The organism is Acinetobacter sp. ANC 4173 (genome assembly GCF_004331255.1).
In the GTDB taxonomy this organism is placed as follows: Bacteria; Pseudomonadota; Gammaproteobacteria; order Pseudomonadales; family Moraxellaceae; genus Acinetobacter.
Window position 1 is genome coordinate 64,996 of record NZ_SJOF01000006.1, and the last position, 15,622, is coordinate 80,617.

Here is a 15,622-nt window from a genome sequence, read left to right on the forward strand (position 1 = left end):
GAAACCGAAGTCTCGCCTTTTAATCTTAACCGATCAACTTAGTTTACGTAAGTCAACCAATGTGCATATTTGTCGTTACGACCTTGAACTGCATCAAAGTAAGTCTTTTGAATTTCAGTCGTAATTGGGCCACGTACACCACAACCAATTTGACGGTCATCGTATTCACGAATTGGTGTCACTTCCGCAGCTGTACCCGTAAAGAATGCTTCATCGGCAATGTAGAACTCATCACGCGTAATACGGCGTTCTACTACCTCATAACCTAAGTCTTTGGCAATGGTAATCACCGTTTGACGCGTAATACCGTCAAGCGCACCACCTGAAATATCTGGGGTATGCAATACACCATCTTTCACGAGGAATACGTTTTCGCCAGAACCTTGGCATACATAGCCTTGAGGATCCATTAACATTGCTTCATCGTAACCTGAATGTGCAACTTCTTGGTGGGCCAAAATAGACAAAGTATAGTTGCCCGAAGCTTTTGCTTTACACATGGTCACGTTTGGATGGTGATGCGTAAACGAAGAAGTTTTTACGCGAATCCCTTTCGCCATAGCTTCTTCACCCAAATATGCACCCCAACCCCACGCTGCAACTGCGGCATGAATGGTGTTGTTGGTCGCTGCAATACCCAGTTTTTCAGACCCAATCCAGATTAAAGGGCGTAAATAGCAAGATGCTAATTTATTTTCACGAACCACATCAATTTGAGCTTGTTCTAGCGTCGCTTGATCAAATGGAACTTTCATTTGATAAATTTTTGCAGAATTAAGCAAACGCTTAGTGTGGTCTTTTAAACGGAAAATCGCTGTACCTTTTGGTGTCTCGTAAGCACGCACACCTTCAAAGACACCCATACTGTAGTGCAAAGTATGCGTTAAAACGTGAACTTTCGCTTCACGCCAGTCAACCAATTGTCCATCTTGCCAAATAAAACCATCACGATCAGCCAAATTCATGGCACACACTCCAAATTTTTATATACAGTCATTTTTATCCAACATAGCCGTTGGATCTATTAATCTTTGCCATAACTTGCAAACGATCACGCGGGTATCGTGCCAGTCCGCAGCATTGACTTGCATGGATTGATTCGCAAGCGCTAAACGGTGGCTCTCGGCTCGTTCACTGAGATAAGCTTGAATCAATGCTGTTGCATCGTTACTGGATAAGCAACCTGCTTTTGCAGCGTCTTCAAGGATTCGTACATTGTCGGAGTAGTGGGCGAGATCGGGATTCGACCCACTCCAGGCTAACACAGCATACTGTGCCATAAATTCAATATCAACGATACCACCTGCATCCTGTTTTAAATGAAAAATTCCATCTTTTTGCTGTTCTTTAGAAGAGCCTAAATGGTCTTTCATTTTTTGGCGCATTTTGAGTACTTCTTCGCGGACATTTGCCTCATCTCTTGGTCGCGTTAAGATACGACAGCGTAGTTGCTCGAACTTATCTCGCAATGTTTCTTCACCCGCAATCGAGCGTGCGCGTACCAATGCCTGATGTTCCCACAACCACGCATTTTTAAGTTGGTATTGTTCAAATGCTTTTAAGCTAGTGACAAGCACACCTGCTTCCCCCGAAGGACGCAAACGTGTGTCAATTTCATAGACCCGACCATCTAAAGTTTGGGTAGTCATCAATGAGATAAACTTTTGCGCCACACGCATGGCAAATTCAAAACCACTAATCGATTTTGGTCCATCGGTATCTGACTGTTCATCCATATAGTGAATGAACACCAGATCAAGGTCTGAACCATAGCCCAACTCAATGCCACCTACCTTACCATAGCCCGCAACGGCAAACGCCATGTGATCAATGGCACAGCGTTGCCCTTCAATATCCACAGGGAAACCGTGCCTTTTTGCGACCATCTGGTAGGCTAAATTTAAGGTTGCATTGACAGAAACTTCTGCAATATCGGTCAATGCATCGGAGACTTTCATCAGTGGGCTTTCTGCCAAAACATCACTGGCAGCCACAGCCAAAACATTGGATTTTTTAAATAGACGGAGTACCCGCATCAGGTCTTCTACTTCATCCAGTTCAATGCGCAGTAATTGCTGACGTAATGAATCTTGTAAATCTTGACGGCGAGGCAATTCAAAATCCATCGACAAAAATTCATCCAGCAACACAGGATAATGCGTCAATTCTTCACAAATCCACGGGCTAACAGTCGCCATTTTGACTAAACGCTGTAGCGCGCCCTTGCTCTCAATCAACATCACCAGATACACCGTACGGCGCATTACCGATTCGACCAAAGGCATTAAACGCAATAAAGCCGTCTGCGGTTTATCCGATTCTAAAATTGCCTCAATCAAATGCGGCCAGAACATTTTCAAACGTTGTACTGCTTTTGCTGGCAGTTTTTTCAAGGCATTACCATACCAAAACTCATGCACTAAATTTTTGGCATCATCATCCAGTACGGCTTGTAAACGTTGTTCTAACTGACCAAAACTCTCGATTAATGGATCAGGTTCTTTTTCTTTAATCAAATGCTCGAATTGATAAATGACTTTAGCGCGCTTCTGATTCAGCACATCCAAAAATTCTTGCCAGTCGGCATAACCTAAAGTATCTACCATACGTTGGCGCAGTTCAGGCTCATTTGGTAAAGATTGCGTCTGTTGATCATTTAAGGCCTGAATGGCATGTTCTACTCGACGCAGAAATAAATAGGCATCTTCCAGTTCATTCACAACTTGTGGGTCAAGTAATCCCACCTCACCCAAATGATGCAAACTCACCAAACATTGACGATCTTGTAACTCGAGTTTTGAACCACCATAAATTAATTGGAAAACTTGTACGATAAATTCAACTTCGCGAATCCCGCCTGCCCCCAGTTTAATGTCGTCTTCAATATTACGACGCGCCACTTCTCGTTCAATCATGGCTTTCATTTCGCGCATGGCTTCAAATGCGGTGTAATCGACGTAGCGTCGGAATACAAATGGACGTGTCATGGCGAGCAATTCATCGCCTTGCTTGCCGCCCGTCACAATACGTGCTTTGATCCAAGCATAACGCTCCCATTCACGTCCATGCTGACTCAAATATTTTTCTAAAGCCACGTGACTAATTGCGAGCGCAGATCCATCTCCCCACGGACGCAGACGCATATCCACACGAAACACAAAACCATCAGCAGTCATGTGATCCAGTAAATAAATCAGCTTTTGTCCCCAAAGAATACAAAACTGCTGGACATCAATACATTTACGTCCATTGGTTTCACCTTGCTCATCAAAAGCAAAAATCAGATCAATGTCACTCGATAGATTTAACTCTTGTGCACCATGTTTTCCCATAGCAATCACAATCAAATCTTGCACTTTACCGTTATAGCCAATCGGTTCACCGTGCTTAGCAACTAAGGGTTTCCGTGCAAATGCTTTTGCTGCGCAGACCATCGCATCCGCAAAATCAGATAACTCGCGCGTTAAGGTCACAACATCGGTCAATTGGTTCGCATCTTGCCAAATCCAGCGAAACATCAAACGTGCCCGCAAAATGCGACTTAAACGCAGCCATGTGGTTTCATCTTCTACGTTGTCTAATTCTTGGTGAACGTGTAAAAAAATTTGCGAGGTGGTTAATGAAGTCCGAAACTGATCAACGCCATAATCTTGTTCTAATAAGGTTGTATGGATTGCCAAAACCTGTTCTGCATACTGGCTCGCACACAACGTTTTTTGCAATTGTTCAGCGTTCATCAAGAGCTACTCTCCTTCTTTGGCACATGCCTGATTCAACTTTTTTTAAGCCATCGAGCTTCATGACATCTTAATTTTCATCTATTAGATAATCATTCTAGTTTTTACCCAGATTCAAGCATCAATGACACTTTGAATCCGTTAGGTTCTGACCGAATACCCAGCATATTTCGAAATAATCAGAGCCGATATTGGGCATAAGTCTGAATTCGACTTGAGTTCGAGTGTACTCAATCAGATGCGGGGATACTACCGAATGCTTTCAGTTTTGAAGGATTTTTTCGAACAATCTGAATCATTAGGAAAAGGCAGGCTGTTAAGGCGAAACTTCTTTTTTCTTTTGGCTTTGACCCAGAGCTAAATATGATTCTGCTTGCGGTAAAGTCACTTTAAATAAGGTCCCTTCCCCTTCTTTAGATTGTACTTGGATGTCGCCCTGATTAATTTCTACAAAACGTTTACACAGTACTAAGCCAAGCCCCATGCCCTTTTCGCCATCCGTACCTTTAAAACTGACCGTTAATCGCGGTTGAAATAGCTGTTCGATTTGTTGTGCGGTCATGCCCAAGCCCGTGTCTTGAATGGCAATTTCGACCCCTTTTTCATTCACTTCAGCAGAAATCTTCACCACGCCAGAACCATCCATATGGGTAAACTTCAACGCATTCGAGACCAAATTCTGAATCACTGAAGTGACCATATTAATATCGGCAAAGACTTTGATCTCTTCGGGTACAGCGTCAATCAATTGGATCTTCTTTTTAATGGCTAAGCCATTCAACACATCAAAAACAATTTTTGAAGCCTGTTTCAACTGGAAATTAATGGGATGGAAGACAAAACGCCCACCTTCTGCCATTGCCCAATTGAGTAAACTTTCCAATAAGCTATATGTCGATTGCGTCGTGTCATGCAAATAGTCTGCAATATTCTGAATGCTATCTTCATCCAAACTACTACGCTCTTGGGCTAACACTTCTGAAAATCCGAGCAAGCCATGAAATGGGGCACGTAAATCATGTGCAATAATCTGGAAGAATTTGGTTTTACTAAAATTTAATGCAGACTGCTGCTCATACATTTCTTTCAGTTCGGCATGATCAATTTTAAGTTCAATATGCTTCATTAAACTGGCAAATAACTCTTGCAGCATTTGAATTTGATCTTGGGTAAATGCTTGTGTTTGATGGTCAAACAAAGCCACATGACCAACTGAATGACCTTCGCTATTTTGTAAATTCAAAACCACTAAACGGGGCTGTGCTACCAAGCCTAAAGTCGAAATTGCTGTTAAGAAAATTGAATAGTCAGGATGACGCTCATCGATATAGGCTTGTCTGACCAAACTGGGAAACAATGGGGAACTGGCATAAGCTTTTAAACCCGACTGCATGGACACCCATGCATAAGGCTCATTATAAAATTGTAAAACAGCATAATCCACGGCAAGCAGTTGTCGCGCCAATTTGAGAAAACTCGCAATTTGATTCTGTGATGAGGTAATCCCTAACAGCAATGACAGTCTACAAGCACTTAACTGCTCGGTTTCTGAGCCAATCTCTAAGAGTTGTATGTTCATAATTGCCTCGGGGGAAAATCAAACATTGCGACTGTCGATTATGCAGATTCAGTTAAATCTTTAATTAAGAATAGATTTTGGAATTATGATACAAAAAATTAAAATATATTTACAAAAACAATATAATACTTAATCTCTGAGTTGACCAGTCATGCGCGTGTTAAACGCATAGATAAATTTCATCAAAACTAGATTTTTATCTCGTTTCTCTATACATTGTCCGATGTAAAACAAGTTTTATTCAGACTGACTTTCAATCCAATATCGTCACTCGACAGCATTTAGCATATACGACATTTTCAACAGCACCCGACTTATATTGTGATGACCTCTCTGCAAAGGCTACTTTCAAAACTCAATCTAGATTTGAGAAAGTTAATTCTTTTTCTTGCGATGTTTAGTGTATTTAGCCTATTCGTGATTTCACTGACAGTCAGCTATTACATTCAGCGTCAACAACTGATTGAAAATTCATTGTCTGTTAATTTTGATTATGCTTCAAAAATTGCGCAAGGAACGGACTTACAATTTAAAAGTTTAGTCAAGCAACTGGCATATAGTGCAGATATTCTGGGGCATTCTTTTGATGACCCTACCGCGCTACAAAATGAAGTCAATCGTCTACGTTATCAATCCGATTTTTTTGATAGTGTCGTGGTGATTAATAAAGAGGGACGTTTTGTCACTTATGCACCAGAGCAATTGGCATTTAATAAACAGCAAGTCAATAAAACCTATGGCATTCAACTGTCATTAGAAAAAAAAGCCCCTGTTATCACACCACCTTATTATTCAATTCGACATAATTTAATTGTCTTTATCTCCCAACCGATTTTTGACCAAAACCACCAATATCTCGGTTTTATTGGCGGAGCATTATATTTAAAGAAGAATAATCTAATCCGCGAATTGCTCAGTATCAAATATAATTACCAAAACAGTTATATGTATGTGCTTGATCAATATAATCGTATTATTTTTCACCCTGATCCTAAACGAATTGGTGAAACGGTAACGAACAACTCGGGGCTTGCCCACATTCAGGCGACCAAGTATGGAAAAATGGAATTGGTAAATAGCCAAGGGCATGAAAATCTCGCTGGTTTTGCTTATGTACCGTCAACCAAATGGATCATCGTTTCCCAACAACCCACTGCGATACTATTAAAACAAGCCACCAATATTGTTTATAAAATTTTGTTCGGTATGTCGATCTTTTATTTAATTATTTTCTTTATCGTGTGGCGTATTGCCTATCTCATTTCCAATCCACTAGAACAACTTGCAAAAATGGCCAGTGTATTGAATACCCCAGATATCGATCAAAAAATTAAAAGCATTGAACCTTGGTATTTTGAAGTTTTAAAATTTCGCCTATCTTTACTGCTGAGTGCTCAAAACTTTAAAAAGCGTATCAATGAGCTAAATTATCATGTCAATACTGACCCACTGACAGGCTTTTATAACCGTCGTGGCATGGATGTGTTTACTCAAGAATTAATCAATGCCAAAACCCAGTTTTGTGTGATCGCCATTGATATTGATCACTTTAAACAAGTTAATGATACCTATGGACATGACAAAGGTGATTTGGTTTTACAAAAAGTAGCTGAATTGATTCAGGCCAACTTCCGCGATAATGATGTCTGTTGCCGTTTCGGCGGTGAAGAATTTATTGTTTTAACACCAAGTACCGATTTGAATATTGGTTATAAACTCGCAGAACGTCTAAGACTAAAATTAGAATCGACTTTAATTGAAGGGATTGGTCCAATCACCATTTCCATTGGTCTTGCACATTGGCCGAACACTTCAATTCATATTAAAGCCGTCATGAAACTGGCTGATGAAAACCTGTATCAAGCCAAAGCGAATGGACGCAATCGCATTTGTATGTAACGTAAACTGATACTTGAGAATTTAATCGCGCGCAATCAAAATTAGATTGCTATTAACCCACATTTCACAATTTGATGGTTAAAAGCGTTCGAGTTGCTCGACTTCCATGGGCATAGCGAGTAAATAGCCTTGTAATTGTTGACAGCCTAAACGCGATAAAATTTCTGCTTGTGAGGCACATTCCACCCCTTCAGCGGTCACCACCAAACCGAGTTTAATCGCCAGTTGAATAATACTTTCTAGAATCATTTCTTCTTTAGAATCAACTTCTAAATCATAAATAAACTCACGATCTATTTTCAGCTCATCCACAGGAAGATTTTTTAAATACAGAAAGCTCGAATGTCCTGTACCAAAATCATCAATTGCCAACTTAATGCCCATTTGGCGCAAACGCTCAAAACTCAAAATACTGGATTCAATATGATGCATCGCCGTCGTTTCTGTAATTTCAATCATCAAATGATTTGGATCAATTTGATATTTTTCAAATAACTGTTCTAGCTTGGTGAATAAATGCTTGTGCTCAAATTGCACTGCAGAAAGGTTTACAGCAACAGGGAAAAACGGTGCGTTATTTTTTTCCCAAATTTGAATCTGACGGCACGCTTGTTCCAGTACCCAATAGCCCATTTCAATAATAAGCCCGGTCTTTTCAGCACCCCGAATAAACATATTTGGGGTTAATAGCCCCAAAGTTGGATGCTGCCAACGAATTAATGCTTCCACACCACAAATTTGATGATCGCGAGTAGTAAATTTAGGTTGGTAAAACAAGATAAATTGCTGCTCTTCCACAGCTTTATATAAATCATTGATTAATTTGGTTAAACTTTTGGTTTCCTGCTGATCTACCGTATAGTTAAACACCGAATAGGTATTGCGACCCTGATATTTCGAGGAAAGCATCGCCGCATCTGCATTGATTAATAAGTCTTGCAAATTATTGCCATGTTCAGGAAACATCGCGATGCCAACGCTTGCCGAGATATTAATTTCCTTCCCTGCAATCAAAAAGCTATTTTGAATTTGTTCAAGTGCAACATTTGCCATATGCTCGGCTTGTTCTAAGCTTGCATCTTCAATCACCATCAAGAATTCATCTCCACCAATACGGAGCAATTTTTGATGCTCACTTAATTGTGCATGAATACGGCTTGATAGCTGAACCAACAATTGGTCGCCAACATGATGACCAAAGACATCATTCACCCCTTTAAATCGATCTAAATCAATAAAAAGAAAAGCAATTTTTTGGTCATTGTAACGGTGATTGGTAAATAGAAAGTGCGCATATTCAGCTAAATACAACCGGTTAGGTAATTTAGTCAGATTATCTCTAACGGCTTGTTTCGCCAGCTCTTGGTTTGCCGTATATAACTGTAAGTTGCGCTCTTCTAAACGTTGCTCTAACACCGCGACAAAAAAAGCGGCAATAAAAATCAGAGAGGTCACCAATAATACGGTGAACAAAATTAAGCTATAACCCGATTGGTTCAAGATAATCAAATCGGTGGCATATTTGACAAACGTGGTTGCGGCCATGCCACTAAAATGCATACCGACAATGGTGGTCGACATCATTAACGCAATGGCCAGTTTTAACCAGAGTTTATATTTGATTGCCGCTTTATATTTAAATGTTAACCAGAAGGTTAAGCCTGAACCACAGATTCCAAAAATAATCGAGAACACCACCAACATGGCATCGTATTGAATATGATAAGACGGCAATTCTAATGCAAGCATCCCGGTATAGTGCATGCCAGAGATCCCCAATCCCATCAATACTGCCCCCATAATGAGACGTGCAAATGATAAGGTTGGACGGGTAATCAACCATATGGCGAATGTCGAAGCTATAAATGCAATGAAATAAGAGGTTAAAGTTAGCCCAAAATCTAGCGTAAATGATTCTGGAAAATGGTAGGCGGAAATAGCAATAAAATGCATACACCAAATGGCAACCCCAAGCACCAATCCACTGGTCACCAAAATTAGGTTGTGAAGCTTCTGCTGTGGCCCACGAAATAATAATTGTTCGAGTGACACGACCATTAAACATGCCAACAAAGCAAATAAAATAGAACCTATAACTAGGCTTAAATCATAATGTATATGAACCATATAAAGCTTCCGTTTAGGTCATCTTTTTTTTATCAATACATTCAAAGTCGAGCTCTCAAGCGATAAAAAACGGTAAGTTTTTTTCAAATTTTATAATCTTGTTTAGAATCTAATACTCTATCGTTTTGGTCAAGTGTTTATTCTTGATTATTTTGAAAAAATAGTGCCATATTTGACGGTTATCCATTTATTTTTTATGCCTTTTTTAAAACTCAAAATACAATAAAGCCAGTCCAATGAGACTGGCTTTAAATCGGGTCTATCCTGCTAAAGAATTAGGACTTCACTTTCTGTATTTTCGCATAATCCAGCAATACATTCGCCGCTTCGGTCACAAATACTTCCTCTTCAGGTAATGCAGGGCGTTGTGTTGCTTTCATTTTAGCACGAGACTCCGCCAATGCATCTAGAGATGCTTGGTAGCTCTCCCAATTTGCATATGGCTTTTGTCCTGTCGCCTGACGACGTTGGTTTTCTGCCTGTAAAGTTTCTTGCTCTAGTGCTATCAACTCCGCTTTACGTTGATCCATGTCGAGCACAATACGTTTTTGTTCATCCGATTTTTTGGCAATCGCTTTGCGCTGTTCCAAATATTTGAACTGTGGCTCAACACCTACACGCTGTTCAGAAGCTTGATCCAGTTGCTGTACATAAGGCTTCACTGAGCCTTCTCGCTTAAATGGTGCTGTTGGAATGGTATCCCATTTTAAAGCATTCTTCGCTTTACGCTCACCAAACTCCTCGTTATAGATATCCACCAACGTTACATCTGGAATAACACCTTTATTTTGCGTACTTCCTCCTGTGACTCGATAGAACTTACGCTGAGTTAAGGTCGCCTGTCCATAAGCCAAACTGTCTAATTGAACTTGCGCTGTTCCCTTACCTGTAGTGGTGCTTCCAATGACAATGCCACGCTCATAATCTTGAATCGCAGCAGAATAAATTTCGCTGGCCGAAGCTGAAGCCAAATTAATTAAGATTGCCAATGGACCCGCATAGGTTTGCGCGCCACCATCATCATCTTCAAACACGCTGACATTGCCATTGCCATCTCGAATTTGTACCACTGGACCAGACTTAATCACCTGCCCTAGCATACGCGCCACTTCTTCTAAAGAACCACCCGGGTTATTCCGTAAATCAATAATGATGCCTTCTACATTTTTCGTTTGCAGATCTTTCAAGGCATTGTTGGTATCTTCTGACACCGAACGATATTCATTGCCCGCACGTCGAGCGCGATAGTTCAAGTAAAAAGATGGAATTTCAATAACACCCATTCGGTGCACTTTTCCATCACGTTTCACCTCAACCACACGTGAACGTACTCGAGCATCTTCTTCCTGAATCACATCACGTACGATGATGACATTACGTGCTTGGCTCATTGAAGCCCCTGCCGCCAATAGACGTATCGTCACTTTGGTGCCACGTTTACCACGAATCAACCCAACAATTTCATTACTTGGCCACCCCACCACATCAATCATTTTCTCGCCGTCTTGTGCCACACCAATAATGCGGTCACCAGACTTCACTTGCCCAGTTTTACTTGCAGGACCACCATCTACAATGGTTTCAATCTTGGTATAGTCTTCATTACCACGTTCTGGGCGAATAGATACCCCAATCCCTTCTAACTGCAAGGTCGTTTGACGGTTCAATTCCATCGCATCAACAGGTGGGAAATAGTTACTGTGCGGATCATAGGTCAGCATCATCGCATTTAAGGTTTTATCCAGAACATCATCACTTTTGGTACGGCTAATACGTTCTAATTGACGCGTGTAACGTTTAGTCAGGGTTTGTACTGGAGTGAGGTCTTCTGGACTGGTTAGATCCTGTCCATTGGCGAGTTCAGGGTTATCTTTCAGAACTTTTTGCTTGGCTTGCTCTTCTTGTTTGCTAATGTTCAAATTGATGAGTTGTGACACCAACATCTTTTGCCAATACGCACGCTGCTCTTGAGTATTTTTAAAATAAGCTGCTTTTTCGCGATCGACATCAATATAAACATTCGGCTGATTCAAATTTTGCGGTTTTTTCAGCTCTGCCAGCATAAACTCATAAAACTGTGCCAAACGTTCACGATATTGGGCATGAATGGCATAAGGACCCGTTAAATCCCCTGCTTTTAATGCTGCGCCAAAAGTTGAGCCATATTGTTTTTTGTATTGCTCAACTTCTGAGCTCAGAAAAATTGTATGGTCTGGATCTAAACTGTCCAGATAAAAATCAAGAATGCGGTTCGAAGTGTCTGCATCCAAACGCATGTTTAAATAATGTTGGCGATCAACTAAAGTGGCCAATTGTCGTGAAACCAGTGCTTGTTCTTTTGTTGGCACGACAGATTGAGAGACTACAGCGGTTTCATTAGCTGCAATTGCTTGATTGATTGCGTGTGTGAAAAACAAACCACCAGTCGCAACGGCAACTGCACAAGCTATTGTTTGAAGTTTCATAAATAATTTGTACTTCCTTGGTTTTTGACCAAAATTACTGCGTCGTTATTCAAAATGAATGGTGCAGATTCAACATCTTAAACAACTAAATATGTTTATGTCGTGTAGTTTTATCATAATCTGTGCTGACAAAATGTAGCAAATCATTGCAGAATTCGGGTATTGTTTCGCGGAAGCTGATCCCTTCAGCCTCTTTATTTAAATCATTCAAACACGGACACCGATATGATTGGCGCATTGATGCTAGACATCGCTGGCACAGAACTTACTCAAGAAGATATTGAACTATTGCAAGCTCCGCAAGTCGGTGGTGTGATTTTATTTGCACGAAATATTCAGTCCCCACAACAAGTCCGTGCACTGACCGATCATATGCGTCAAATTCGTCCTGAAATTTTAATTGCGGTCGATCAGGAAGGCGGACGTGTACAACGTTTAAAACAAGGCTTTACCCTACTTCCTACCATGGGTCGCTTTGGTGAGTTATATCCAAAAGATGCTGAGCAGGCATTAGACCTTGCTGAACAATGTGGTTGGCTCATGGCAACAGAAGTTTTGGCTGTTGGGATTGATTTTAGCTTTGCGCCTGTGCTCGACTTAAATGACATTAGTGATGTGATTGGTGACCGTAGTTTTGCCAAAAATATGCAAGATATTGTGCCGCTTGCCAGTGCTTTCCTGAAAGGTATGCAACGTGCAGGTATGGCTTCAACAGGCAAACACTTCCCAGGTCATGGCTCAGTGAAGGCAGACTCACATGTGGCAGCAGCCATTGACTCTCGTTCCTATGCGGAAATCTTTGCCAAAGATATGCAAAGTTTTATTCAACTGATGCCGCAACTCGATGCCCTCATGCCCGCCCACGTGATTTATGATCAGGTTGATCCGAACCCAGCAGGCTTCTCCGAGTTCTGGATTCAAAACATTCTTCGTCAAGTATTGAAATTTGATGGCGTACTGTTCTCCGATGATTTAAGCATGCAAGCTGCGTGTGTTGCGGGAGGTGCCGATGCCCGTATTCAAGCTGCACTGAAAGCAGGCTGTGATATGGGGCTGGTGTGTAATGACCGTGCTGCGCAATGTATCGCTTTAGCAGGTATGACGGAATTACCGCTGCCAAATCAGCAACGTTTAGAACGTATGCGCGGTAAAATCCCGAATATTCAAATTGGTGAAACTTTAGCGCTGGGTGCTGAGTGGCAACGTGTAAGAGACAACATTACCGCCTTTAGAAATGCCAACTAATTATTCGACGGAAGGAGCACCACAAAGTGCTCCTTTTTCTTTATGATGTAAGCACTTTCAGCAACTATTGCTGTACTAAAATCAAAACAAAAAAGTAGGTCAGGAAGACATGCCAAAAGGACTTTCACAACATCGCCATATCTCTTTTACAGCCCATTACACAGGCTATATTTGGTATCAAATGGGAATTTCAAATGCCGTTTTTGCCACAGCCAAAGGTAAATTTTTAGCAAAACTGGTGCATCCTTTAGAATCTTGGGCAGAGCGCTATGTCGGGGGCAGTATGCGTAGCACCTTAAAACAACGTCATCGCATGATTGATGAACATCTTTATCAGTTGATTGCCCAGCACCCACAGCTACAAGTCTTAGAAATTGCGTGTGGGCTTTCACCGCGCGGTTGGAGTTTCCGCCGCAAGTTTCCCAATTTGGTCTATCGAGAATTAGACTTACCTGAAATGGCACACGTCAAAACTCAAGCACTACAACAACTTGAATCAAATACCCCCCAAGTGCTGAGTGCGGATATTTTTAGCGATGAATTTACGCAAGTTTTTCAAAAATTTGACACGCGTTTTCCACTGGTGGTGATTAGTGAAGGGCTGATTAACTACTTTGATAAAACCTCATTGGCACAATTATTCCAAGCAATTAATAACAATGGACAGCACTTCCCTGAAATTCATTATCTCAGTGATATTTATCCTGAACCCGTCAAAAATAAATTGGCACATATCATTTGGAGTAGCAGCAAACTGTTAAAAATGATGTCTCGCAGTGCCTTTAGTTTTCACTTTACTCAACCCGAAGAGGTGCAGTTTTTTTTGCAAGACGCAGGTTTCCAAACATCATCCGTCATTCAACCCAAACTCTATTTCCAAGCACAAACAGATGAAACCACGTCGGAAGAACATCTCGGCGATTTGGTCTGGATGCTGCATGCTTCTAGTAAATCTCGTACTTCACAGCCCACGTTAAAGTACTAAAATAAAACTCAAAAGGGAGCGATCGATCGCTCCCTTTGATTGACACTTCATTGCAAATTTCTTGTCACTCGTTGTTAGGCACTTGCGGACATCATCAAGGCTTGCTGGCGTTGAATATAGCGCAGTAGACGTTCCGCCACGTCAAAGCCACCGTGTTTAAATAAGGCACGAACATGCGTTTCACCTGTTTCAAAGATCAAACATTCAATCGCAAACGAACCTTCCTCATCATGTAAATGTAAAGCTAAATCACGCGGATATTGCGCAGCGATTTGACTGCCACCTTGGGGAAAATTAAGTTTTAAACCAAAGAAATTCATATCTTCAATTTCAGTTGCTAGCTGTAAATCTGAATGGCGATGGGTGAAATGAGTAAATGGTTGACTCACCTGAGTTCGTGATTCACCGCGCCGTTCCAAGGTTAATAACTGTGCCCGCGTCATATTCAGAATGCCATCGAGTTGCTGAATCGACTCGCCACGCAAATAAGTTGCGAACAAATGCATGGTTTCTTTACGGCGCTGTAACTGTGGCACATGATCCGCATTGGCAATCATGGCAAATTCCATCTCAGGACATTGCAAGGCAAAATTGGCATTTTCATAAGGCAAGGTGAAACTGTCATATTGACCGCAAGCCACTAAAACCTTACAGCTTGGAATTGGCACATCAGTTAAACGGAGCAAGCGATTACAGTTAATCTCATAGCGTTCTTGCTCGGTTGCAGTAAATTCGGCCATCTGTCGAAAGAACAACCGTTTTGCTGTCGGCGACATTCGGGTTACATCTAATTTGGCATGATTCACCAAATACAAAATGACTGCCTGCCCAAATTCCTCCATACGCTGTTCTTGCATGAGAAATAAGGATTCTTCGAGTAACATGCGCCAGCTTTTGCGTGTTTTTTGCATCACCCCCATCAAAATCATGCGATCAATCAATTCTGGACGTAAATCTGCCAAACCCGATGCCAACACTGAACCTAAAGACATCCCCATGACCGAAACTCGCTTCAGCCCGACAATATCCAACCACTGTCCCAACATGACGGCAAGATCGCTTAACTCTAATGTACCTGCAGAAAGCCCTGTATCGACATTGGTAATTTGCTGATTTGCCCCCATTGAAGGTAAATCAATTAAAATGACAGGCCCTGCGGCAAACAGTTGCTCTACACAATATTTATAAGAGTTAAAATTTTGGAATGCGCCACCAATAATCACAATCGGGGTGCGGTGAAGCGTTTCAGGTTCAGCAATCGCCATGTACTCGATTTTCCACCCATCTATCCAAGTGGTTCGAGCTGGCTGTTTAAAGCTGTGCTTATTATATAAATCAAAAAAACCATGACGGTTTATTGATGACTGTAATTCCGCGTCCAATTGGATAATGGAATTCATATTCCTTACCTCCATCCTTGTCTTATTTTTATTTTGCAAGACACTACTTATGCAACGTATGTGCCTATTTTTAAGCACAAACTCATTCTATTTTTTTGTGTAAGACGTCAATGTCATTATCGCTAGCCATAATATACAAAGGTTGTTTTTGGACGCAACTCATTCCATGACCGCTTATCTTTTTT

9 protein-coding genes are annotated in these 15,622 nt (G+C 41.2%); 3 read left to right on the top strand and 6 right to left on the bottom strand.

What is annotated here, in order from left to right; translation table 11 throughout:
* Nucleotides 1–38: 38 nt before the first annotated feature.
* The 3 genes from E0H94_RS08760 to E0H94_RS08770 all read right to left on the bottom strand — a co-directional run bounded on the left by E0H94_RS08760 (nucleotide 39) and on the right by E0H94_RS08770 (nucleotide 5,316).
* Nucleotides 39–965 carry a branched-chain amino acid transaminase gene (locus E0H94_RS08760; protein ID WP_131326051.1) on the bottom strand — a complete coding sequence of 309 codons (927 nt, stop codon included), beginning with the start codon at nucleotides 963–965 and terminating at the stop codon, nucleotides 39–41.
* A gap of 18 nt (nucleotides 966–983) precedes the next feature.
* Nucleotides 984–3,737 (bottom strand): bifunctional [glutamate--ammonia ligase]-adenylyl-L-tyrosine phosphorylase/[glutamate--ammonia-ligase] adenylyltransferase, encoded by a 2,754-nt coding sequence (gene glnE, locus E0H94_RS08765; protein WP_131326052.1) that lies wholly within the window; start codon nucleotides 3,735–3,737, stop codon nucleotides 984–986.
* 316 nt (nucleotides 3,738–4,053) lie between these two features.
* A complete protein-coding gene (locus E0H94_RS08770; protein WP_131326053.1) occupies nucleotides 4,054–5,316 on the bottom strand; it encodes a sensor histidine kinase in 1,263 nt (420 codons plus the stop codon).
* Between the two features lie 324 nt (nucleotides 5,317–5,640).
* Here E0H94_RS08770 and E0H94_RS08775 point away from each other — a divergent pair, with 324 nt between their 5' ends.
* A complete protein-coding gene (locus E0H94_RS08775; protein ID WP_131326054.1) occupies nucleotides 5,641–7,215 on the top strand; it encodes a sensor domain-containing diguanylate cyclase in 1,575 nt (524 codons plus the stop codon).
* A gap of 78 nt (nucleotides 7,216–7,293) precedes the next feature.
* Here the strand turns inward: E0H94_RS08775 and E0H94_RS08780 are convergent, their stop codons facing one another.
* Together E0H94_RS08780 and E0H94_RS08785 are read right to left on the bottom strand one after the other, a co-directional pair.
* A complete protein-coding gene (locus tag E0H94_RS08780) occupies nucleotides 7,294–9,342 on the bottom strand; it encodes an EAL domain-containing protein (protein WP_131326055.1) in 2,049 nt (682 codons plus the stop codon).
* 275 nt (nucleotides 9,343–9,617) lie between these two features.
* On the bottom strand, nucleotides 9,618–11,807 hold the full coding sequence (locus E0H94_RS08785) for a carboxy terminal-processing peptidase (RefSeq protein ID WP_131326056.1): 2,190 nt from the start codon (nucleotides 11,805–11,807) through the stop codon (nucleotides 9,618–9,620).
* A gap of 225 nt (nucleotides 11,808–12,032) precedes the next feature.
* Here E0H94_RS08785 and nagZ point away from each other — a divergent pair, with 225 nt between their 5' ends.
* Both nagZ and E0H94_RS08795 read left to right on the top strand, forming a co-directional pair.
* Nucleotides 12,033–13,052, top strand: a complete 1,020-nt coding sequence (gene nagZ, locus E0H94_RS08790) for a beta-N-acetylhexosaminidase (RefSeq protein WP_131326057.1) — start codon at nucleotides 12,033–12,035, stop codon at nucleotides 13,050–13,052.
* A gap of 109 nt (nucleotides 13,053–13,161) precedes the next feature.
* Nucleotides 13,162–14,037: a class I SAM-dependent methyltransferase gene (locus E0H94_RS08795; protein WP_131326058.1), complete on the top strand. Its 876-nt coding sequence runs from the start codon at nucleotides 13,162–13,164 to the stop codon at nucleotides 14,035–14,037.
* Nucleotides 14,038–14,111: 74 nt separating this feature from the next.
* Here E0H94_RS08795 and E0H94_RS08800 read toward each other — a convergent pair whose 3' ends face one another.
* Nucleotides 14,112–15,437, bottom strand: coding sequence for an alpha/beta fold hydrolase (locus tag E0H94_RS08800; protein ID WP_131326059.1), 1,326 nt, complete (start codon nucleotides 15,435–15,437; stop codon nucleotides 14,112–14,114).
* Nucleotides 15,438–15,622 lie beyond the last annotated feature (185 nt).

Bases quoted from the DNA above. Each gene is read 5' to 3' on its own strand.
- E0H94_RS08760 (WP_131326051.1), bottom strand. From the start codon at position 965: ATGAATTTGGCTGATCGTGATGGTTTTATTTGGCAAGATGGACAATTG.
- glnE (WP_131326052.1), bottom strand. From the start codon at position 3,737: ATGAACGCTGAACAATTGCAAAAAACGTTGTGTGCGAGCCAGTATGCA.
- E0H94_RS08770 (WP_131326053.1), bottom strand. From the start codon at position 5,316: ATGAACATACAACTCTTAGAGATTGGCTCAGAAACCGAGCAGTTAAGT.
- E0H94_RS08775 (WP_131326054.1), top strand. From the start codon at position 5,641: ATGACCTCTCTGCAAAGGCTACTTTCAAAACTCAATCTAGATTTGAGA.
- E0H94_RS08780 (WP_131326055.1), bottom strand. From the start codon at position 9,342: ATGGTTCATATACATTATGATTTAAGCCTAGTTATAGGTTCTATTTTA.
- E0H94_RS08785 (WP_131326056.1), bottom strand. From the start codon at position 11,807: ATGAAACTTCAAACAATAGCTTGTGCAGTTGCCGTTGCGACTGGTGGT.
- nagZ (WP_131326057.1), top strand. From the start codon at position 12,033: ATGATTGGCGCATTGATGCTAGACATCGCTGGCACAGAACTTACTCAA.
- E0H94_RS08795 (WP_131326058.1), top strand. From the start codon at position 13,162: ATGCCAAAAGGACTTTCACAACATCGCCATATCTCTTTTACAGCCCAT.
- E0H94_RS08800 (WP_131326059.1), bottom strand. From the start codon at position 15,437: ATGAATTCCATTATCCAATTGGACGCGGAATTACAGTCATCAATAAAC.